This is a genomic window from Chryseosolibacter indicum, assembly GCF_018598585.1.
GTDB classification, from domain to species: Bacteria; Bacteroidota; Bacteroidia; order Cytophagales; family Cyclobacteriaceae; genus Chryseosolibacter; species Chryseosolibacter indicus.
Map to the genome: position 1 here is coordinate 1 of NZ_JAHESD010000075.1, position 23830 is coordinate 23830.

Consider the following 23830-nt stretch of genomic DNA (forward strand, 5'->3'; position numbering starts at 1 on the left):
GTCCAGAATAGTGCTGGTTTACTTCCATCTTCTAATTCCATAACATTGTCAGTCCCGGAAAATCATAATGGATTCGTATGGAAGTACAATATTCAAGGGACTGGTCTCGGCTGGCAAAATTGTCCAGCTTTGTTTGGAACCGGCAACTCAATAACATTTTCAGGAGAGTCGTTACTTGGAGGTAATGCGATGACCTACTTATTCTATAATATCGTATTTAAAGCAGTGTATGAGTGTGAGTCAAACAGAGAAACAGCCGAAATTAATCTTTGGCATTTGCCATCGGCTCCGTTTATTTCGGATATTGAATCCATTGAGCAAAGCTGTGCAGGTATTACTGATGCGGCGTTGAAAATTAAGTTTGGTCGTCCTTTATATTCAAATGAACAGATAAGAATTTCACTTAAAAAAAGTGGATCATCAGAACCTGCTTTGACTTATGATAGGTATCCAAATAATTTGGATGCTTATAACAGCCTGGTAATATCCAATCTGGAACCACATGACTACTATGATATTTCTTTAAATTCGTTTTACTACAATACCAATACTAATAATTTAGATGCAGGGTATTCTGATGGTAAAGAGCATAGGAGGTCTGCGAAAATCCCTGCACGTGCTCCAATTTCAAACTTTAATGCATCACCATCAAACGTACATTGTCATGCCGGGGAAGATGGAAAGATAACTGTAAGTGCACAAGGCGGGACATCTTCTTATACAGCCTATCTTTTACAAGATGGCATTCAGCTAACCAGTATTTCTTTAACCAATACGGCAAGCTCTAGCTTTACGGATTTGAAAAAAGGAACATATAATGTCAAATTAAAAGACAGCAATGGATGCGATCCCAAAGATCAAAATGGTAACGTAATAACATTGCAACCGGTAGTTAATGAACCTGCTAAAGACATTATCCTCACCGAAATTGAAAACATTGAACCACTGGGCTTCGGCCTAAAAAATGGTCATGTTACTGTGCAGGCACAGGAAGGTACGCTGGCATATACATTCTCATGGGTTGATAAAGAATCAGGCGAGTTATTACCTTCTGATGCACCAATTCAACAAGGGCCGACCATGCTGAACACCCTTCCCAACATCGGCAAAGGTATCTATCGTGTTACTGTAAAAGATGCAAATTATGCATTAGCCTATCCGCAAATAGAAAAGAACATTAGTGGGTGTTATGACACCATGACATTCTTTGTAACTGAACCACCGCTGCTCGAAGTATATCTTGATGAATACCATTACGTGTCCTGCAATGGATATACTGATGGTGAACTCGTTGCGCATGCGAAAGGAGGAAGACCTTTCCTTTTCGGTCATGAAGACCATCCTTATCAATACGAATGGTTTATACTCGATGAAAATAACAGCCCATTTGCATTTGGCGATTCCGACAGCATTGCAACAGAAAGGCCTTCTGCATGGTATCGTTTAAGGGTCACTGATAGAAACGGAATTCAGGCGTGGTCCCCGGACTATCAACTTATTCAACCGGATTTGTTGGTAGTAAATTTCAATACCTCAGAACTCCGTTGCAATGGTGATAACAACGCAATGTCAAAGGCACTTGTAGCAGGTGGTACAACGCCATATAAGTATGCATGGAGTACTGAGGAGACAACAAGCGAGATCAGTAATCTTACAGAGGGATGGTACTCAGTTGTTATTAAAGACATACGCGGTTGCACAACCTATGGACAAACCCAAGTGAAAGTACCTAACAGTATTGAAGCAACAGCCATAGTTGATAACCCTACCTGCGAAGATTATAAAGATGGCTCAATTACACTGGATGTGAAAGGTGGTGTTCGGCCTTATGCATACGAATGGAATCATGGAGTTACATCAGAAGATGTTTTTGACCTGGAAGAAGGAAGCTACAATGTAAAGATTTCCGACGCGAACAATTGCTTTATTCTTCGCGACTTCGTTTTAAAAGATCCTGAACTTTTCGCGCTAACACTAGGGCCTGACCGCAAGCTATGTCGCGATCAATTCCTGGAATTGGATGTCGCATTAACTGACATCGGCGCTCAATACAATTGGACGCGTAACAACAATCCTTTCTCGAACTTGTCAACTGTAAAACTTGAGGAAGCAGGAACCTACCATGTAAAGATAACTGACTCCAATGGTTGTTCAAATGAAGATGAGATTGTCATTCAACGTGAGGACGTCGAGATTGATGCCAACATCGTGGTTGCAACACGCGCACCTCAAGGCGGTAAGGTACGGGTTGCAAATATCAGCCATCCAGCTTCTGATAATGTTGAGTGGATCATTCCGGAGGAGGCTATAGTGCTTGAGGAAACATCAGGTTATGTAGATATTTCATTTGCATCAAAAGGAGAGTATAGCATCGGTCTAACCGGATTTAAAGGTGGTTGTGAGAAGACGGTGTACTCGGTAGTGCGTATTGTAGACAAGAATGAGCTCACTGATTACACAACCCCTGATGAACCTTATATCAAACAATTCATTGTGAAGCCCAATCCGAATAACGGAAGATTCTCTGTAGAAGTAGAACTCCGTGAAGCTGCTGATTTTAAGGTCTTGTTTCATACGGCGCAAGGTTCAATCATCAGAGAAGAACAAATAAGACAACAATCAACTGCCATCATAGAGTTTAATGTAGCATCACAGGTAAGCAGAGGCGTGCATCTGTTGCAACTCATTACCACGCAAGGTTATGCTACATTTAAAATTGTGATTGAGTAAGACCCTACTAGCCGATGACCTTGAAGAGATATTTTTATGTTCTGATGCTGTTGTGGTTTGCTGCCTTCAAATTGCAAGCACAGCAGACTACATATCCAGTGCAGGTGAATGTGCACCTGTTGCCACCGTATAGTCTTTACTTAACAGACTACTACAGCAGTACAAGAGAGAAGATCACGGTGACGCTGATCAATCGTGATCAGTTTAAGCCTACCTTAAATGTACGACTCCGCATGACCATCACCGCTGCAGGAGGCGTACGCATCCAGACCAATGATAACGCTTACTTTGCTCCGATCGTTGTCGAGTCGGGCGCTCCTATGCGTCTGACGCAGGAAGATCTCGCACCATACTTCCAGCATCAGAACCTCATTACGCAAGGATACTTATCAGCAGGTAAACTTCCTGAGGGATCTGTTGAGTTTTGCTTCCAGGTCATCGAAGCCTATACAGGCCAGGTGTTGTCAGCGTCAACTTGTACCCGTGCTTATGTAACAAGCCAGAAGCCACCACTGCTCAGCCTGCCACAAAACAAAGAAAGCATAGCCTTTCGTGATCCGCTCAATGTCCTCTTTCAATGGACCCCGTTACATCAAGGTCTTGCACAGGTTGAATATGAATTTATTTTAAAGGAACTCTGGGACAATGGAATGACGCCTCAGGCTGCCTTTCCTTACTCACCAGAGATTTATCGTGAGACTACACGAAGCACCTCACTTATCTATGGCGCCATGCAGCCTGGTTTGCTCCCAGGCAAAACGTATGCATGGTGTGTTCGCGCCAAAGCAAGAGAAGGCCTCGATGAAGTTAATTTGTTTCAGAATGACGGTTATAGCGAGATTCGTTGGTTCTCTTTACAAAACGATTGCCATCCTCCGGAATATGTGCTGGCAACTGCTGAACGCAAACGCCTCAACCTTGAATGGAATTCCTTACCCGAACATATAGGATTTACAATAAGCTATCGCCTTAAAAGTGAATCTTCATTTAATGAAAGCCAAAACCCATGGACAGAACAACAGGCATTGGAAACTAAGGCCATGCTCTATGGGCTGAAAAACGGAGGAACATACGAGTATCGCGTTGGAGGTATGTGTATGACTGGCCAGCCAGTATATAGCCCCATCTTCACAGTAACACTCCCTCAATCTGATAGCGCCAGACTGGCACAATGCGGGTTTATGCCAGACATAGACCTTACTAACCAGGAGCCAATTAAAGAACTAAGAACAGGTGATGTCTTCATGGCCAATGATTATCCTGTTACCATTACCCGCATCTCAGGAAGTAATGGCAACTTCACTGGCGAAGGATGGACAATTGTGCCATGGCTTGCAGATGTTAAACTGGCCGTGCAGTTCACGGATATTGGTGTGAACACCGACAAGCAGATGTATCGGGGATACATCGATGCGAAATATGATAAAACCGAAGGCCAGATTGCCAATGTAGATGATGTGTTTGAAGGAGGCTTCGATGTTGGTAATGTAAAGACAGGGATCACAAAAATTGATGTTAAACTTGACTTCTCAATCCCGGGTGTTGATGCATTTGAGTTGAATGATGCAGGTGAACTGGTAATCACTGATAGCGAAGGTGAGCCACACGTTATTGTTCCTGAAGATAAGTCAGGGCAGGGCAATGAAGGAAACAAAGTGGTTGTCTTCCCGATGGCAGTAGAAGACAAGGATGGTAATGTATACCAGGTTGAGGAGGTCACAGAAAAAGATGCGACCGGTAAGGTGATCAAAAGAGATGTAGTTGCGAAACATGTTGCAAGGAAAAGTGAACCACTGGCGCAGGATAGCTTTGATCCTACACAGCTTGACGGTGATAAAGCAATAGTGACATTTGAAAAAGGTGATGGCTACTATGCATTTGATACCTGGCTTGACTACTATGACAGAGTATCGCTGATCGAAGATAAATATGAAAAGCTCTATACGGGTTACTATGTGCCTTGGAAACTTTTGGTGGCAGGTAAGACTGATGTTGTCAGAGCACGAATAGAGATAAAAGACAAGTCAATTGATCCGTCAAAAGTAATCTTCATAACACCTCAGGGCACACAGTTTAAAGCTGATTATAATAGTTCAGATAAATCGTGGACAGTAAACCTCTCAGCAGGTCCCGCAGGTGATGCTCAGGAGATCTATGCACTACATCCTAAGGCAGATGGAAAATACTATAACCTTGGCAAGCTTAGTGTAGCCACCTACAACGCACAGACACACAATGTTACGCTTGTATCTGTAAACGGCGCGCCACCAGACACTAAAATAGAACAAACCTTAGCAGATGTCTATGGACCATTAGGGATTACTTGGCAGGTACAACGCGATGCTTTTAATTATAATGAAGATGCGATGAAGCTGATGGAGAACAGCACAGGCATCAACACGTATAACGACGCGATGCGTGCATTGAATAATGCTTATCGTGATGCACGTTCAAACTTCAACGCCTCTGCAAACTACCTTTTCTTTCTTAAGGCCACAGGAGCAAATAAGGTGAATGACCGCAACCTTGTAGGCTTTATGCCACGGGGTGCTCAATTCGGCTACATCTTCACCAGCGAAATCAAAGACATTCATGAACCAATGACGGTGGCCCACGAGCTAGGCCACGGAAGGTTCAAACTCTACCACACCTTCGACAAACACTACGGTGCAGTAAGCGGCTCTAATGAAACTGACAACTTCATGGACTACAACAACGGCCTTCATGTAGCAAAATGGCAGTGGGATATTATGAATGATCCGGCAATGCTGGTAAGCTGGTTCCAGGATGACGAGGAGAGTGCATTGATAGTCTCTGGTGAGAGAACCTATATAACACCTGCGGGAACGATCATCAAACTTCCTGCAGGCCATGAAATGAACAGTGCATGCTACGATGAGAATTTATATCCCAATGGGTCGCTGTTAAGTTTTACCGTAGCATCAAAGAGATACAGCGCACGGATCACTGCTGCCGCTCCCGTGATATTCAGAGGTTACTACGAGATCACTTCCAGTGGATGGGGTCAAGCCTACCAGGATCCCAACACGTACGCAACAGGTAAGCTTGACATCAGCTTCATTCAAAAGCTAAATTCAACGGCAGGGAAAGTTTACATTGGCGAGTACACTATAACCGATACAAGAACTAATCAACAAATAGCCGAGCAGGGCGATGTGCTCGTAAAGACGTTAGACTTACCTGATCAGAAAGCAAACACTAAAACCATTGATGTAGCCTATTCAGGGTGTCAGGAAGGCCAATCACTTCAAGCGTATCTCAAAGATGGTAAGCTTCAAAAATGGCTGCAAGCAAAAGGATTGAATGCAGATGTGTTTATCAGCGATTGCATCACAGAAGAAACCACACATGTTACTTCAAGTGCATCAACAACAACCCAAAACGCTACAGCCCAGCAAAGTTATAACAATGGAACATTCACTAGTGACATTGCTCTATGGGCATGTTGGGATGGAAACAAATGGAATGTTGAGCACAAGTACAAAGCAGGTGCGATAAATCCGACCCATAGCAAGATCAAAGCAGAACTTGCGCAGATTAATGAGGAGATAGACAGGCGAATTGATAAGCTGATCAGAGATGCCAGCGCAGGCAATGGCGCTGATCCTGCTGATGTAACATATGATTATGGCGAAGATGGCCGGGTGCACCTGGAAGGGATGAGTTTGCTAGAAGCCATTATTGCGCTAAAAGATTTTAGCAAGACGCTTATCAACTATGCGAAGATCCCTGAACAGACTTGGGATAGCAAGAACAAAGCAGATGAGTACAGCAAGTATCCTGTGCATGTTCCACCAATGTTAGCAGGAGCAGGTGACCAGACGCTGGAAGAAATGACTGGTGCGTTGCAGTTCGTGAGTTTCGGACTTGATCTTGCCGCCGATCCTGAAATTGCGAAGCAGACCTGGGAACAGATCAGCGGACTCACTCCAGGGGAAATCAAGAGGATGATTGTTGATGCTGCCCAGAGCAAAGCCGACAAGTATGCGGAAGGCGGTGTTATTGCTCGGCATGAGGCTGGTAAAGATGTTGTCGTGGTTGCTGTAACCGTTGTAGCGGCCTACAAACTTATAATGAAGGCAAGGGACATGCTGACAAGCAGTGGGGCCAAGCTGAAGAAAATCATAAAGGAAAAGACTGCGGAAGAAATAGACCAGTTTATGAGTTCTCCGCAGTACACCAACATGCTTAATGCAGCATGGAATAAATACAAAGGGAAGCTGAGTTTTGATGATTACAAAAAAAGATATGAGGTCTTAACCAAAAATAAGATTAAGGGTAAGGTTGCAGAAGAACAGTTTAAAAATCTGATGGATGGAGAGAAGCCATCTACAGGTATAAAAGTAGGGAGCTCCATTCGTTATTTTGATAACGTATTAAACGGAGTTGCAAGGGAAATAAAGTCTGGCAAGGTTTCTTTAAGTGCTTATAAAGATCAAATCCTTAAAGATTTGGATATAATAGAAAATCAATTGACTGAAATGGCAGAAAAAATTGAATGGCACTGTTTTGATGGTATTGATCCCGATGTTGAAGTATTCATAAAGTCAGAATTAGTGAAGCGCAATCTTTCGGATGATTTATTTAAAGTACTCAAGTATTAGTATATGGATTTTCATAAAATGACAAAAAGCGATTTCCTATCTTTCATTGAAAAGAAGGGAAAGTATCTTCAGGAATTGGAACAGATCGTTAAAGCGATTAAAAAGGATGACGGTTTTGAATTAAACTATGAACAGAATACTATAGACTTCATTCAGGAATTGTATTACGATGTATTCAGTGAGAAATGTAAAGTAGATATTCCAAAGAGCGAATTTCGATTATTATTCTGGATGTATTTAGGCGAAGCAGTCATTCAACATTTAGGTGGTGAGTGGACATTAGCTCCCAAGAATGATGAAGCAAATGGTACGCCTATCATTGAAAACTGGGGTGGAACTAAAAATAAACCCAGGATAAGTCCTTTCGTTTGGGAGAATTTGTTGATTAAAGGTAAACTACGAGAAAATATCAGCCGATTAATTTTAAGGATGCAAGCTACCCATAAATGACAAATTATTTATGAGTGACTTTGGAGCTACATTGACGTTGATTAAGCATAACAATCGAGAAGTAACAACTGAAGATAGGCAGTTAGTAAATCAGGAGTTAGAGAATTTTAAAGCCGGCAATGAATTTAACAATGCCTTGGGGGAAAATTTTATTTATGAGACGCTGCTAATTGCCAATGACAATACCATGCTGTGGATTAGATTAAGTGAATACTGGTATGGTGATCGTGATAATGAAGAGAATTTTGAGTTCGCGAAAGAAAATGATTTACCTCAGGCGGAAGAAATTGCAATCAGGTTATCCCGGTCTTTAGGAAAAATTTTTATAATCGAAGCGAAGTTTGAAAATTGGTAATAGCGATCACTTTAAAAACCCCATCGCTGGCGCCGCGTGTGCCATTTAAACCAATGCCAATATTAAGTTATAAAACGACATTGGTAATGAACATAGAACTTACTAGTTACCCATTAACACATAATTGTATACACGAGAACAATAAAAACAAACAATAAAAACAAAAATGAAAGTAAAATTTACAAACCCCCGATTCTTAAAGTTCTTATTTCCATCAATCCTTTCAGCACTTGTGTTTATGTCCGTAATCTCTTGCAGTGATGACGATGATTCAAACACTCCTGCTAACAAGTTTACTATCGGCGACACTACTGTTGTAATTAAAAGAGCAATCTTTAACCAAGACCCAACTGAAGGAACAGATGGCTTCTATAACCACACAGTAGGTTTTGCAAGTGAAGGTTATGAAATAAAAGATGGCGAGCATATTGAAGGCAAGGGAAGCGTTGCATCCTTTTCTTTCTATTCAAAGTCTGAAACTCTGGCACCAGGAACCTACACATATACAGGTGAAGAAGAAGTGCGAACAGAAGGCAACGTGTGGAGTGCTGGAGTAGATCGTGGTGTGACTAAGGTGGTTTTCGAAGGCGATGTCTATAGTTTTGGCGGAAAGGAATATGACTTTTCATCCGGTAAAATTGAGATTTCAAAATCTGGTGATACATATACTATCGTCTTTACCGGTAAAGCATTTGAAGAAAATGCAGCTAATCCGACCCAAGTTGATTTTAGTTGTAATTATAAAGGTAAACTTGAATTGATAGTACAGAAATAATCTATTGATTGGTGGTTGTCATATATATGACAACCACTTTTCCTTAAAACATTATGCGTACCAGTACCCTGCTAGTTATTCTTATAATAATATTATCTATCGTTTCCTGCAATCACTACGACGAACAGGAAATTCCAGTCATTATTGACATTGGTTATAGTGTAATTGATAGCGACTACAGCGTACCCGTTACAATACAATTGTCAAATAATACCGCCGGCGCTGACTTTTATAAATGGACATTTGAAGGAGCAACACCTTCGTCATCCGCCGATAAGATTCCTGGAGAAATATCATACACTACGGCCGGTACTTATAGAATAACACTTGAAGCCTGGAACGACACACAGCGTAGCACGCGCGACCTTATCGTTCAGCTTGACTCTGCTGTTAATGTTGATTTTGATGTGGCAATAGCTGTCAATGCGTTTGCACCTGCAACAGTAAACATTACTAACAAAACCCGTGGTGCGTCAACATATGTGTGGACCTTTGATGGAGCTTCACCATCAATTTCTCAGCACGAAACACCGCCACCTGTTGTCTATTCTACTCCTGGGGATCATGTTATTACACTAAAGGTGTCCAACGGCAGAGAGTTGTATACGCTTAGCAAAACCATTACAGTATTAGACGCCTTGGCTCCGGACTTTGATATAGAACCATCGCACGAGGATTACGATTTTGAAGCTCCTTTTACAGCATCATTGGTTAACAAGACTGTGAGTGGCATCCATTATAAATGGGAAAGTTCTGGAGGCGTAATTGATAATCGTAATGCAGAGAATGCACAGATCACTTTTAATGATTCAGGCGAATATACGATTACACTTACAGCAGATAACGATAAAGAGACTAAGACCTACACGCAGACAGTTACAATCAAACCGAATACAAATCTTTACATCATGAAAGATGTCAAACTGGGTGTAAGCTCGGCCCACAAGACTATCGGATGTTTTTATTCAACAAAGCTCAGGCGTGTACTGCGTGAAGCAGAAGTAACAGAAGAAAACGGATCCTTGATTGATATTGTGTTCTATGGCATCAATTCATCCTTCAGCTATTGCAGATTTGTATCGCCTGACAAAGCTTCTGACTTCACCTTTCCATCTATACCTGGAGCAATTCAAAATTATAACGTAAATACGTTAGAGGCAACAACGTTGACATTGACAGCCGCGCAGTTTGATGCCATGACCAATGATGAAGTATTGGCAAATCTTGACGTATCAGCCAATGATACTGACATCGCTTTCTTTACCAAAGAACAGGCACCTCGTATTGTTTTGTTTGAGACAAGCGATCGAAGAATCGGAGCCATCAAAGTAAAAGGTTTTGTAGCTGAAGGTACACAGTCATACATCCTCGCAGATATTAAAGTTCAAAAAGCAGGACAGTAATTATAATATGATGACCCTCTGGAAGTGTATGAGAAGTTGCGTTAATATTTGTGTTTGTACTGTATTGTATGCATTATGTATCATTAATGTGCAGGCACAGCAACTCGACCTGGCTAATATAGGTAAAAATGTTACGAACAAGCCTGTTAGACTTGGTGGAGGGGTATCTGCTAATACTATTTTTTACCAGGGAAACGATGGGCAGCAACGCCAGCCCTTTACCTATTTCCTAAATGGTAATGTTAATGTTAATCTTTTCAATCAGATCAATCTTCCATTCTCTTTCAACCTCACCAACCTTGGGAGTAATTATGGTTATCCTACGCTTCCAAACCGTTTGAGTATACATCCCATGTATAAGTGGGTTACTGGTCATATTGGCGACGTGGCCATGAGTTTCTCTCCATATACACTTAATGGACATATGTTTACAGGAGTTGGAGTGGATCTCACTCCCAAGGGGCCGTTTAAAATCAGTGCAATGTATGGCCGTTTGCAGCGCCATGTAGAATATGATACAACCAACACGATAGTACCTGCTGCCTATAAGCGAATGGGATATGGCGCTAAAGTTCGCTATGATCAAAAAGATTATTATGTGGGCATGAGTCTTTTCTCAGCTCGCGATCATGTTAATTCCCTGAGGTGGCAACCCGACAGTCTTAATATATTTCCCCAAAGCAACATTGCCTTCAGCTGGGATGGTGGCTTGAAGATCATTGAAAACCTGACCCTCACGGGCGAGTATGGATTAAGCCTGTTAACACGGGATGTAAGGGCGGAGCGCGAAGGATCATCGCTGTTGGATAGAACATTATCTATGCGAGCTTCAACTCAGGCATATCGTGCAATTAAGGGCGAGTTGAATTATCAATTGTTCAAAAATACAATTGGAATTGGCTATGAACGAATAGATCCCGAATACAGAACACTTGGTGCTTATTATTTCAACAACGACCTTGAAAATGTAACCCTTCGGTATGCACGTCCATTCTATAAAGATAGAGTTAGCGTAGCCTTAAGCTGGGGCATTCAACGCGATAATCTTGATAATACAAAAGATCAATCATCAAGACGATCAGTAAGTTCTGCAAACTTGAATTTTACGCCAAACGAAAAAGTGAACATTTCCTTTTCATACTCAAATTTTCAAACGTACATGAATTTGCGTTCGCAGTTTGATTACATCAATGGTCAAACTCCTTACGATAACCTGGATACGTTAAAGTTTACACAGCTCTCTCAAAATATGTCACTAAGCAGTAATTACTATTTTGGAAAAAATGAAAAGAGGAAACACAATCTCAATACTAATTTGAGTTTTCAGGAGGCAGCAGATAAACAGGGGGATATCCTTAGACCAGGAAGCTTATCACAGTTTTATAATTTCAGCACTGCCTATATCTTACTTTTTGTTCCTGAAGCTATTAGTTTTCAGGCTGCGTTCAATGCTACCTATAACCATATTGCAACTGATGATTTTATTACACTCGGACCTACCCTTGGAATAAAAGCTAAAGTATTTCAAAAGAAAATTACCGCAGGTGTTTCCTCATCTTACAACACAAGTATGAATAAAGGTGTAACCCAGAGCAGAATTGTTAATGTACGTAGCAATATCAACTATACCTTCCTTAAAAAACATAATTTAAACGCTACCGCGATTTGGCAACAGCGCAATCTAATGGAGCGCGGTATTAAAGAATCTACCACGGCAACGTTTGGCTACGCCTATAGTTTCTAGGTTTATTAATTCTTCTATTAGGCAAGACATATAATCCCGGTCCCTGTAAATTCTTGCCTTAAATCTCATGCAATTCCTTGCATATCCAAAAATTCAACTACCACTACTATTGCTACCCTATAGCTACGAACGGACACAAGTTATAAGCATCGTATTTTGATTTTAGGGATGGACAATGGACAACCACTGACTATTGACCATTGACTTTACCGAACCCTAACCCCTGATCCCTATTACCTAACCTCAGGGTATACTGACAATATAAGCATGACGGAAGCATGTCGAACCCAGAGTCAGGTTTCATTGATTTTTCGGCAATTTTGTCAGGTTCTAAAAAAAGTTAAAAAAATATTTACTTATATTTTAGTCCGCGTACTAACTGCGGTCTGCCAGCCGATATTTGAAACGTCAATTCAATGATAACACCGCGGGTTGTCTGAGATGCGATACGTAAATAATTGTTTAACTTAAAAATCATTAAAAAAAATGGCCTTAATTAAAGAGAATGACCTTACAGAAGGTATGAGTGGAAAATTTGGAAAGAAAATTGTTTTCCGGGTGGTAAAAGGTGTGACCGTAGCATCACGCAGATCAAGTAGTGAGAAGGTTTATACCGAAAAGCAAATCGCTCACCAAAGACGGTTTCAGCGTGCAACCCAATATGCAAAAGCTAAAATGCTTGACCCTGATGCAAAGGAATTGTATACCAAAATGGCAGGAGACAAAGCTTTTAACACAGCCTTCTCCGCAGCTGTACGCGATTACCTTGTAACGCCAACAATCCTTGATATTGAAGTGAAGGATTTTAAAGGAACAATAGGTAGCATTATTCCTATTAGAGTTTCTGACAACTTCAAAACCGTTAAAGTTTTGGTAGAGATTAAAGGTGCTGACAACACGGTAGTTGAATCTGGCGAGGCATCGCTCACATCTGGAGATGTAGATTGGAAGTACATTACTAAACAAGCACTGCTTTCGGTTGATGGTGTGAAAATAGTGGTGACAGCCATCGATCGTCCTGGTAATGAAACAATACAGGAAAAGTTGGTAGCATAATCGCTAATCTCCTTTCAATAAGGCGCAGGTTAAGGAAGTTGAATGCTTTGCACATCAAACAATAAGGCATTTTTTAACCGTCCTGGTACCAGTCCCTTAAGTACAGTAAAGCCCGATCAGAAATGATCGGGCTTCTCGTGTTGTGTTACCTTGGAACTGGTTATATTTCATTACTTACTCTGACCGTAATCCTTTCACCGGGCTTTCTACCACGGCTCTCATGCCGTGTATTCCAATGGTAACAAGTGCAATGAGAATGGTGGCAACGCCGGCAACAATAAATATCCAGCTTTGTAAATCGATGCGGTATACAAAACCATCAAGCCACTGCGTCATTAACAGGTAAGCAATCGGACTCGCAATAACAATTGCTATCAATACCAATACAACAAAGTTTATGGATAATATCCTAAATAAATTCCAGATGGAAGCGCCGAGAACTTTACGAATGCTGATCTCCTTCGTACGCTGTTGTATCATGTATGACGATAAACCAAACAAACCGAGGCATGCCAACATAATAGCAATACCAGCAAACAAATTCATCATCTGCGCCAGTTGAACTTCCGAATGATACAAGCGTTCATATTCCTGGTCAAGAAACGTAAATTCAAAAGGACGACTTGGTAACAATTGCTTCCATTTTGTTTCCATAAAAGCTAACGTAGCTGCCATGTTATCACCTTTAACTTTCACAAGTAGACGATTACCCCATGAAGCTGTAAACAACACCAGTGGTTCAATACTGTTGCGCATTGACTGAAAGTGAAAGTCTTTAACTACCCCAACAATTGTTCCCGGGTTATTAAGTATCATTTGCTGTCCAATAGCTTCTTCAGGTGTAGCGAAGCCAAGTTTTTTAACTGCACTTTCATTAATGATGTAATGAAACTGCTTGTCGTCCCAATCTTCTACTGCTACAGCTTCCATGTGTTGCTCAGTAAATCCGGTTCCTGCAATAATCTCAAGGCCTGCTGTACGCACATAATCAGCATCAACGGGGTTGGCGATGGTAGCTATAACTTCGTTTTCAGGCATTGAAGGCAGGCGCATGCTGTATCCGCCCACAATAGATACAGGGCTGCTAACACATCGCGCAGTCTGTGTGATGTTGTGGTTTGTCTTCAGTTCGTTCTTTAATGTATTTACTAAATTGTAATCGGTGTTATAACCTACTGACAAGGTAATCACATGGTCGCGATCATAACCAAGTTTTCCTTTTTGTATAAATCGTAATTGTCCTTGTATCACTACCGTTGCAATGATCAGGAATACCGAGATCGCAAACTGAAATACAGTAAGCGATTGTTGCAGCGCCTTTGCTGATCCTGTGTTCTTAAAAATTCCTTTCAACACTTTGGCCGGTTGCAGTTTAGAAAGCACCATTGCAGGATAAGCTCCTGCTATTAGGCTAACCAATATTGTTGAAACTATCGTACTTAGTATAAAAGGAATCGTAACCAGATCAGCAAACTGAAGGTTTTTACTAATCAAAGTATTGAAAGCAGGTAGTAGGGCAGTGGCCAACGCAAAGCTTACGAATACTGAAAGACTGCATAGAACAAACGATTCTCCGATAAATTGCCAGAACAATTGAAAACGCATCGCTCCTGATACTTTACGAATGCCTACTTCACGTGCGCGTTCAATAGATTTTGCTGTACTTAAATTAATATAAGTGAAACATACAATAACAATAATCAGCAAGGCAACGCCTCCCAGTGCATATAAGAATGTAACACTAGTCTTTCCTGTAAAATCAGCATATGGCGAAATGAGGTGTACATCTTCAAAAGGCTCCAGGTAAAAATGAATAGAAACACCTGTGCCTTTCATCTCTTTTTCCATGAAGGGATGAAGTTTCTCCTGTAACGGAGCGAGGGAAGTTGCATCACGTAACAACAAATAGGTAGTGTAGTTGGCATTGAAGTACGTCTCCTCCTGGTTAGATCTTAACGAAGAAAAAGAAGCAAGAAAGTCAAAAGTAATTTGTGAGGTGGATGGATAATCACGTATCACACCCGTAACTTCATAAGGTGTGTTATCATTCCCAATTATTAACGTTTTACCTACAGCGCTTTCTTTGCCAAAATATTTAGTGGCCATTGACTCCGTAAGTACAACTTTATCCGGACCGTTAAGCGCTGTAGCCGGCGTGCCTTCTATCATCTCGTAAGCAAATGCATCAAAGAACGAAGAGTCAGCAAACATAAAGTTCTTCTCCATTACAGGTTCCTTATGTAGCTGCACAATCATGTTGGCATCTGTCATGCGTATGCCTTTCTCTACCTCAGGAAAAGTGCGCGAAAATACAGGAGCAACTTTTGTACTTGTAAAAGTGCCCTTCCTGGATTCTCCTCCTTCGAAGTTATACTCCATCACTACACGGGCAAGCCTTTCTTTGTTAGGCTGAAAAGCATCAAAGCTTAACTCATGATAAATGAAAAGAGCTATGAGCAAACTTGATGTAATGCCAACAGTAAGTCCTAATACGTTGATGATAGTAGCAACCTTGTTTTTCCAAAGATTGCGAATTGCTATTTTGAAATTGTTCCTGAACATACGCATGAGCAGGAGTAACAAACGTGCCAGAGAAGCGAAAAGGCTTTATCTCCTCAAAAATTAGGCTTTATAGCATGGATATGTTCGTTTGTGAACAGGTGTTGACCATCAGCGCTCATGACGATGAGCAAACCAACTGGGTTTGTTTTATGATATGCATGGAATACATCGCTTGTAGGTCCGCTCTCTTTTTATAATAGAAAAACTGTTCCAGTACAATTAAAGAGTACCGTCATGGGGTGTCATTTAGACATTGTAACGGGTTGATTTGGACATGACAAATTTTCTATTTTTATATATAAAGAACTTTGCTTTTTGTATAAAATAAAGAATCATGTATGAAACATCTTACCATCGTTGTTCCTAAGGGAGAGAATAATTTAAGCAGCATTGTTGGCGCTTATAAGATATTGACAAGAGCCAACATGTATTGGAAGAATGCTGGGAAAAAAGAAGTGTTTAAGATTGAGTTGGCGGGTCTTGGCAAAAAGGTCGACTTTTATGGAGGTTTGTTTACAGCGAAGCCCGAAAAACATATTTCAGCTATAAAACACACCAACCTGGTGATTATCCCTTCTTTAAATCATAACTATACGAAGGCGGTAAAGCAAAATAAAGTATTAATTGATTGGATCGCAGAGCAGTATAAACAAGGTGCAGAGGTTGCCAGCATATGCACAGGAGCCTGGTTACTGGCCGCGTCCGGCTTACTTGACGGAAAGAACTGCTCAACACATTGGTCAGCAGCAGATGATTTTCGCATTAGATTTCCAAAAGTAAAACTTCTGACAGACCAGCTCATTACTGACGAGCACGGCCTTTATACAAATGGGGGCGCATATTCATTCCTCAACCTCATGATCTACCTTGTAGAGAAATATTATGACCGGCGAACAGCCATCTATTGTTCCAAAGTGTTTCAGATTGAAATTGACAGGCAAAGCCAGTCGCCATTCATCATCTTTAATGGTCAGAAAGCACATGGTGATGAATTAGTTAGAAAAGCACAAGAGTACATTGAAAGTAAGCTAGATGAAAGGATATCCATAGAAGGTTTGTCCTCTAGGTTTGCGATAGGCAGGAGAAATTTTGATCGCAGGTTCGTTAAAGCCACGGGCAATACGCCAATAGAATATTCACAACGTGTGAAAATAGAGGCTGCAAAAAAGGCGTTGGAAGGTAGTCGAAAAACAATCAACGAAGTAATGTATAACGTCGGCTATTCCGATGTAAAATCCTTTCGTGAGGTGTTTAGAAAAATTACAGGCATGTCGCCCCTGGAATACAGGAACAAGTACAATCGTGAGGCAATGGTCTAATCAAAGGAGATCTTATATTGATACCATGCACTCAATTCTACTTAAAAATTATGTTAGTACATAAAAGCAGCCAGCTTTGGTAGGTGGGATATCTGCTCCTTTATTTCTCTTCTCTCATACCCGTAAAGAAGCACGAAATCCTCTCACAGCATAATAAGATTCAGCTCCGTTGTGATATACAAATACATGATTGTAACGGAGATCACAAAAGAGCGCGCCACCAAGTTTTCGAATGCCGGGAGGTGTTGCTATCCAACTCGATGTTTTATTATCAAAACTTCCAAGCTTTTGTAATTCCTTATATTGTTCTTCTGTTAAAAGCTCAACGCCCATTTCTGTAGCCATACCAACAGCACTATTCGCTGGCTTATGTTCCTTCCGTGATTCAAGTGCTTCGTCATCGTAACAAACACTCCTTCGCCCTTTAGGACTTTCTGCTGAACAATCGTTAAATACATATTCACCGGTCTTCTTGTCAAAATCAACAACATCCGGTTCACCACCCGTTCTTTCCATTTCATTAAGTGACCAAAGCTTTTCCGGATTACCTGCTAGTTTTGCGCGTATTTCATCCCACTTAATATTTTTATGGCGATGCATGTTCTTCTCGAACCTTGCCTTTAGAACCTTGAGTAGTTCTTCTTGCAGTTCTTTTGTTAATTTCTTCTTACTGTTATTGCTCTTCATATATGTCAATTATATACTAGTCATTTAATCCCTTACCCTCCAGAATCTGAGGTATACATTTTTCAATTCGCGATTCGCGTGTAGCGGATTGCTTGGCTTGAGAAAAATAAAGAATATATGCTCTTTGTCGTCCCGGGGTTAATGATTTAAAAGCAGTCTTCAATGCAGAAATCTTATTTAATTTGGTTTTAAATTCTTCCGGCATTTCAAATTCAGATGTCTTTTTAAAATCTACTTTTAACCCTGCTTTTTCGACTTCAATTGCTTCTCGAATATAAGCTTGAATGGTTGTTCTCATCTTCTCTATTTCCCTGGTGTCGGTAAAACGTATTTGGCGGGCCGCCTGTACGTTTGCTGTCTGCTGAACCAAAATTCCTTTAGAATCTTTCAGTAAAGCGCCTTTCATGAAAAGGAGCGCACAGTATTCTTTAAAAACATGAATTAAAAATACGTTACTTTTTTCATGAGTATAACAGGGCACGCCCCACTTCAACTCTTCTGTTAAGCCACTATCAAGAGCAATAACTCGCAGTTGCTCTAATTCTTCCTGCCACTTACTTGCTTTCGTAAAATAAAAATCAACTTTAGAATTCATCTATGCGTTAGTTATTGACAGTAGTAGTTTTTCTATCTGCCGGCCTGAAATACCACGAGACAAAAGTGAGTAACAACAGAAGTGATGGACCAAATAAATCTTTAGCAGCATCATTCATTGCCAGATGTGAGAATATCGCGCCCGACATGGAGAAAAAGAAACCAGCATAAGCCCATTCTTTTAGTAAAGGAAATTTAGGAATGAGCACAGCAACAACTCCCAGCAATTTCCAGACAGCCAGTATGGTTAAAAAGTAGATGGGGTAACCTAAATGCGTAAATAAATCAACTTCTTCCTTTAATTTTATTAGTTGTACTACCCCCGTTGATACCATACCTAATGAAAGCCAGATAGTAGCAACCCAGTAGATGATTTTATTTCTTCTTGTCATGATGGTTATTTTAACTTACTAACAATTTCTTGTATGCGATTATGTGCCATGTTAATGCCTTGCGCAAAAGGTAGCTTCAGCATCTGATCCCTATCAGCAACGGATTTATATACAATTTGCATGGTAAGCTTGCTCGTGTCGTCCGTAAGCTTCTCAAATTCCAGGAACTCTAACTGAACAGGAAATGGGGTATTTTCCATCTCAAAAGTACGCGTGATCTTCTTGTTGACGACACAATCATGAATTACTCCATTGAATCGGTGTTTGTTTCCTTTAGGATCCGTTGTTTCAAACTGATAACTGCCATGTCTTTTGCTTTCGAGTGTCAGCACCTTTGTTCCCATCCATTGCTCAACAATTTCAGGATCTATGTAAGCTTGAAAGAGTAACTCCAGCGGCAAGTCAAATTCTCTTGTTATTACTAATTCTTGTTTGCCATCCTGGGCACTTACTTTTGTTTTTTGTTCCATTAATGTTCTTACTTTTTTGATTTATACTTTTTCATTACGGATTCAAGTTTATTAAATCGATCATCCCACATCTTGCGGAATGGCTCAATGAAGTCAGCTATCTCTTTTATCTTTTGTGGGTTTAGGTGATAATAAATTTCTCTTCCGGTTTGCTCTTGTCTTAGCAATTCACATTCATTGAGTATTTGTATATGCTTTGAAATTGTTTGCCTGGATGAGTCAAAATTCTCGGCTATTGCAGTAGGAGTCATCGCCTGTATCGCTACCAGTGCAATTATCGCCCTTCGTGTAGGATCAGCTATGGCCTGAAATACATCTCTTCTTAATTCCATTGCGCAGTTATTTGGCTGCAAATATATGTGCAGCTATGTAACTGCGCAAATGATGACGCTATTATTTTAGCCTTTTACTTTAAGTATTTGATTACCCAGACAAATGTTGTAACATGTTCTGCTAGGCTGGAAGCAGTATACTAAAAGTAGATCCTTTGCCTGATTGGCCATCAGCCCAAATGGCTCCGTTATGATTCTCTACTATTTTTTTGCACAAGGCCAGCCCAATACCCGTGCCTTCAAATTCATTCTTCGCATGAAGGCGTTTGAATAGTTCAAATATTTGCTGCGCATACTTCTGATCAAATCCAATTCCATTATCAGCCACATCAACACGTATATACTGCTTACTTTCATCAAGGTGTTTACTTCTGATCAGTGTTTGTTCGGTACATGGTGCAGATCGAATTGTAATATGCACTGGATAACCCGGCTTGGAGAATTTTAATGAATTGTTGATGAGGTTATAAAATAGTTGGTGTATCTGCCCGGGTACAGCATGAATAGTAGGTAAGTGTTCTTTTATAAATTTAGCGTTCTTCTGCTCGATCACCAGGTCGAGTTCTTCTTCAATATGTATGCCACTGCCTTTTCTCTGTGCAAGACATGTTAAAAATTAAATACCAACCATAGCGACAATTATAATACTTTACAGTTTAATACACACTCCTTTAGGGTAAGTTCGTTCTTCAAATAATTCTACCCCGCGTACATATTTACTTTGGATACTATTGCTGAATAGCTGTTTAATTTCCTCTTCATTTAACGATTCTTCTATCGAACGGCTCTTAAGATAAGACGACGATTAATCCATTCCCGAAATTAAGGATAAAGTAAGTCATGATTGAGAATACAAGTAGATGCGACAAGAATATTCAACTTTCGCATCTACTTGTATCGTCTTTATTGAATCCGTGTAGTAACTAAGATTGTACAAACTGCCTTTTAACTCCCAGCTCCAAACTAGTAAGATCTGCGAGTTTTATGGGCTTGCCTGTTTCACAGCTTTTGCGGGCAGCTATCCCTACAAGAATAGAAAGGGCTCCATCCCGCACGGATGCCGATTGATGTAACGGATCTTCGGTTACACCTCCGAAGATTTTATCCTTCAGCAACCGGTCACCCCCTCCGTGGCCACTTGTGCCTTGAGATACTTGAATAAACTCCCTGGTACTAAAGTTTTTATTCACAACAATTTCATCGTAAGGTCTTTCTTCAATAGGATGGCTCTCTTCTATCCATGCGTCTATTCTTCCTTTCTTTCCATTAAAGGCAATCCGATACCCTTCATACGGTGAATAGGTAGTTAACGAATAACTCACCTGCACGCCGTTCATATATTTTATAGTCGCCGCCATTTTATCGTAGATGTTAATATCTTCTTTCCATACACAACCATCGCGGAGATAGCCATCATGTTTCTCATGGGTTACATACAGGTCCATGTACTGTTTATTCTTTGTGATGTCGTAGTAGTAATTACACTTGTCCTTATGCGGGCAGGGGCGGCAGTTTGTATGTCGGAAGGGGTTGTTCTTCCCATAAAAGTCCAATGCTCCTGTAGCATATACTTCTGCAGGGTCAGACTCTATCCACCAATTTAATAAGTCGAAATGATGCGTTGCTTTATGGACCCACAAGGTTCCTCCTTTTTCTTTTAGTCTGTGCCAACGCCTGAAGTAGTCAGATCCATGGGAAGTATCGAGATACCAATGGAAGTCGACAGAAGTAAGTTCACCTATGGTGTCGTTTCTCAATAGCTCGTATAATTTTGCGCGATGCGGTGAGTATCGATAGTTAAATGTTACGGTTACCTTCTTTCCTGTTTTCTTCTCTGCCTGAAGAATAGCTTCGCATTTTTCTTCATCAGTTGTCATGGGCTTTTCTGTGATAATGTTCGCGCCGAGCTCCATTCCACGGATGATGAATTCATGGTGCGTTGCGTCAACTGTTGTCACAATCAGCGTATCGGGTTTAATATCCTTCATCATCTTCTCAAAATCATTAAACGTCGGGCAGGTGAAACCACATGCCTTTTTGAAAAACTCCAACCTGCCAGGATTAATATCACATAGGCCTACAAATTCTACTTTGTCGCTATAAGTTTCCTGAACATCTTTTGACCACATCCCTAATGCACGGCTTCCTGTTCCTACAATAGCAACACGTTTTTTTTTGTTTGCATTAGCATGAGAGGCCAAGCTATTTAACGGATTAAGCAGCAGTGCGCCAGACATGGCGGTACCTGTAGCAATAAAATCTCTTCGCGTAATTCGATTATTCATAGATCAACATTTTAAAACAGGTCGTAATTATTTTAGATCTGGCTGTGTAAATTCTCTTTTACCACATGTCCTTTATTATCCCGGTTTATCACAAACACATCCGTTAAACAGTATAAGGTTCTGCAATTTTTGCTTCTAAAATTATGGGTTTAAATTTATACTACAATCGATTGCATTAGGAGCTAATTTATCTTAAGTTTATCGGGTAACTATCCTGCTCTTACCGCCAAATAATAGATATTAAAAATTGTAAAGTATGGTACGAACCACTGAAGCAGACATTGTACGTGAGATTCGGGTGAACAACGAATCACGAATTCCAAAATACCGCCAGATTGTAAATTCTATTATTGAAGATATTGGAAGAGGTGTCTTGCATGTAGGGCAGCGAGTACCTTCAATAAATGAGATCAGTGAAGAATACTGCCTTTCTCGTGATACCGTAGAAAAGGCTTACAATTGCCTGAAAGAAAAGAAGATCATTGTATCTGCAAAAGGTAAGGGTTATTATGTTGCAAGAACCGTAGCGCCTTCAACACACAATATTCTATTCCTGTTAAATAAACTTAGCTCTTATAAGCTTCAAATTTATAATTCATTTGTAACCAGCCTTGGCGACAAAGCTCATGTTGATCTTAATGTTTACCATTGTGATCCCAAACTCTTCCTTAGCGCTCTGGAGGAAAACCTGGAGAGTTACGACTACTTTGTAGTAATGCCTCATTTTAAAGATGAAAAGATGAATCATCAGAATGTGAACCAACACATTCTTGAAGCACTGAGAAGAATACCAGAAGATAAACTCATTATTCTTGATAATTTTCTTCCAGGACTTCAGCGTAATGTTGCATCTGTTTACCAGGATTTCAGGTTAGATATCTATGACGCGCTGGCCGAAGGAAATGAAAGATTAAAAAAGTATAAAAAGCTAATTCTTGTGTTCCCTCGTAAAACGGTTTATCCCTTTCCTCTCGAGATACTAAAAGGCTTTAAAGAGTTCTGTCATAAGTTCTCTTATGATTATGATGTGCTCGAACAGGTCTACAACGATATGGATCTTCAGAAAGATGATGCTTATATCATTATCGAAGAAACTGATCTTGTAAATCTTGTTAAACAGATCAGGGATAAAGACCTGAGGCTGGGAGAAGATATAGGGGTAGTATCTTACAATGATACACCCTTAAAAGAACTTCTTGGTATTACAGTAATATCGACTGATTTCAAGGTGATGGGTGAAACAGCGGCCTATATGATTTTGAAGCAGAAAAAGGAACAGGTGAAGAACGTGTTCAACTTTACAAACAGAAACTCCATCTGACTTAACTCGCATCTGCAAATTCATGTTTGTCAAAGGATTTTAACGTAATAAGGTTATCAGGAATTGGTTGGCTATTCCATGAATCGTGGATAACAAGCGCTGCACCCAATGCAGATCCTTGAGGCATCGACGCTGCGTAAACCTTCAACTGAGGGAATAACAAGGTGAGCATATTCATATACAAGGTATTCGTACTGAACCCGCCGTCAACAAAAAGATATTTAACAGGTGAATTCTTTAATACGAGGTAAATGGCATCACGTTGCAAAAGCGCCATGTCATACATCAGGTGATGATAAGCTTCTTCATCTGATTTGAAACCTGACATGTCCGTTTGGGAGAAGGAAGTTAGATTTGGTTGTTGCTGGTATTCGAGGTCATCCATCCATTTTGCATTGAAGGGCATGGAATGATAACGACTTACAGCCTGGTTGTAGAAGGAAGCAATCCGTTTTACTTGGTGCTCATACAACGGACCTAGCAATAGACGCGATGCTTTTACTGGTTTTCCGGTATAGGTAAGATAGCACAGCACATCTTTTTTTAACTCATCTTCTGTAAGCGGGTTTGTATTAAACGGATTTAAGCTGATACACCATGTGCCCGTAGAGAGAAGAATAAAGGGATCTTTAAAACTGGTAAGATAGGGGATAAGTGCAGCAGAGCTGTCGTGAAGGCCTGTTCCTGTTTTTAGTGGGAGGCCCTCATACTTTATTTGCATTATTTGTTC

Annotated in this window: 18 protein-coding genes and 1 pseudogene; 10 read left to right on the forward strand and 9 right to left on the reverse strand. The window is 40.5% G+C overall.

Annotated features, from left to right (window positions below; all coding sequences use genetic code 11):
* From KK060_RS21700 to KK060_RS21735, 8 genes are all read left to right on the forward strand, one after another.
* On the forward strand, window positions 1-2730 hold a 2730-nt coding region (locus KK060_RS21700; protein ID WP_254156417.1), incomplete at its 5' end, for a SprB repeat-containing protein.
* 20 nt (window positions 2731-2750) lie between these two features.
* Window positions 2751-7355 carry a hypothetical protein gene (locus KK060_RS21705; protein ID WP_254156422.1) on the forward strand — a complete coding sequence of 1535 codons (4605 nt, stop codon included), beginning with the start codon at window positions 2751-2753 and terminating at the stop codon, window positions 7353-7355.
* A 3-nt stretch (window positions 7356-7358) separates the two neighbouring features.
* Window positions 7359-7805: a YwmA family protein gene (locus tag KK060_RS21710; protein ID WP_254156424.1), complete on the forward strand. Its 447-nt coding sequence runs from the start codon at window positions 7359-7361 to the stop codon at window positions 7803-7805.
* Window positions 7806-7815: 10 nt separating this feature from the next.
* A complete protein-coding gene (locus KK060_RS21715) occupies window positions 7816-8160 on the forward strand; it encodes a hypothetical protein (protein WP_254156426.1) in 345 nt (114 codons plus the stop codon).
* Window positions 8161-8326: 166 nt separating this feature from the next.
* Window positions 8327-8935: a hypothetical protein gene (locus tag KK060_RS21720; RefSeq protein ID WP_254156428.1), complete on the forward strand. Its 609-nt coding sequence runs from the start codon at window positions 8327-8329 to the stop codon at window positions 8933-8935.
* Window positions 8936-8988: 53 nt separating this feature from the next.
* Window positions 8989-10338, forward strand: a complete 1350-nt coding sequence (locus tag KK060_RS21725; protein WP_254156435.1) for a PKD domain-containing protein — start codon at window positions 8989-8991, stop codon at window positions 10336-10338.
* A 28-nt stretch (window positions 10339-10366) separates the two neighbouring features.
* A complete protein-coding gene (locus tag KK060_RS21730) occupies window positions 10367-12082 on the forward strand; it encodes a TonB-dependent receptor (protein WP_254156442.1) in 1716 nt (571 codons plus the stop codon).
* 486 nt (window positions 12083-12568) lie between these two features.
* Window positions 12569-13138, forward strand: coding sequence for a hypothetical protein (locus tag KK060_RS21735; RefSeq protein ID WP_254156444.1), 570 nt, complete (start codon window positions 12569-12571; stop codon window positions 13136-13138).
* A gap of 174 nt (window positions 13139-13312) precedes the next feature.
* Here KK060_RS21735 and KK060_RS21740 read toward each other — a convergent pair whose 3' ends face one another.
* On the reverse strand, window positions 13313-15700 hold the full coding sequence (locus KK060_RS21740; protein ID WP_254156446.1) for an ABC transporter permease: 2388 nt from the start codon (window positions 15698-15700) through the stop codon (window positions 13313-13315).
* 338 nt (window positions 15701-16038) lie between these two features.
* On the opposite strand from KK060_RS21740, the gene KK060_RS21745 reads away from it, so the two are divergent.
* On the forward strand, window positions 16039-17019 hold the full coding sequence (locus KK060_RS21745) for a GlxA family transcriptional regulator (RefSeq protein WP_254156448.1): 981 nt from the start codon (window positions 16039-16041) through the stop codon (window positions 17017-17019).
* A gap of 114 nt (window positions 17020-17133) precedes the next feature.
* Here the strand turns inward: KK060_RS21745 and KK060_RS21750 are convergent, their stop codons facing one another.
* The 7 genes from KK060_RS21750 to KK060_RS21780 all read right to left on the reverse strand — a co-directional run bounded on the left by KK060_RS21750 (window position 17134) and on the right by KK060_RS21780 (window position 21779).
* The gene (locus KK060_RS21750; protein WP_254156456.1) at window positions 17134-17706 is read right to left on the reverse strand and encodes a DUF4256 domain-containing protein; all 573 of its coding nucleotides are present in this window, start codon (window positions 17704-17706) and stop codon (window positions 17134-17136) included.
* Window positions 17707-17722: 16 nt separating this feature from the next.
* A complete protein-coding gene (locus tag KK060_RS21755; protein WP_254156458.1) occupies window positions 17723-18301 on the reverse strand; it encodes a YdeI/OmpD-associated family protein in 579 nt (192 codons plus the stop codon).
* A gap of 7 nt (window positions 18302-18308) precedes the next feature.
* Entirely contained in the window at window positions 18309-18692 is a 384-nt protein-coding gene (locus KK060_RS21760; protein WP_254156460.1) for a DoxX family protein, read from the reverse strand.
* A gap of 5 nt (window positions 18693-18697) precedes the next feature.
* Window positions 18698-19162, reverse strand: a complete 465-nt coding sequence (locus tag KK060_RS21765; RefSeq protein ID WP_254156462.1) for an SRPBCC family protein — start codon at window positions 19160-19162, stop codon at window positions 18698-18700.
* A gap of 8 nt (window positions 19163-19170) precedes the next feature.
* Complete coding sequence (locus KK060_RS21770; protein ID WP_254156464.1) at window positions 19171-19494, reverse strand: ArsR/SmtB family transcription factor; 324 nt, start codon at window positions 19492-19494, stop codon at window positions 19171-19173.
* A gap of 121 nt (window positions 19495-19615) precedes the next feature.
* Window positions 19616-20047, reverse strand: coding sequence for a sensor histidine kinase (locus tag KK060_RS21775; RefSeq protein WP_254156466.1), 432 nt, complete (start codon window positions 20045-20047; stop codon window positions 19616-19618).
* A gap of 370 nt (window positions 20048-20417) precedes the next feature.
* Entirely contained in the window at window positions 20418-21779 is a 1362-nt protein-coding gene (locus KK060_RS21780; RefSeq protein ID WP_254156468.1) for a Gfo/Idh/MocA family protein, read from the reverse strand.
* 256 nt (window positions 21780-22035) lie between these two features.
* On the opposite strand from KK060_RS21780, the gene KK060_RS21785 reads away from it, so the two are divergent.
* Window positions 22036-23100, forward strand: coding sequence for a GntR family transcriptional regulator (locus KK060_RS21785; protein ID WP_254156473.1), 1065 nt, complete (start codon window positions 22036-22038; stop codon window positions 23098-23100).
* Between the two features lies 1 nt (window position 23101).
* On the opposite strand, the pseudogene KK060_RS21790 reads toward KK060_RS21785, so the two are convergent.
* A pseudogene (locus KK060_RS21790) lies at window positions 23102-23830 on the reverse strand (carbohydrate kinase); the annotation flags it as partial.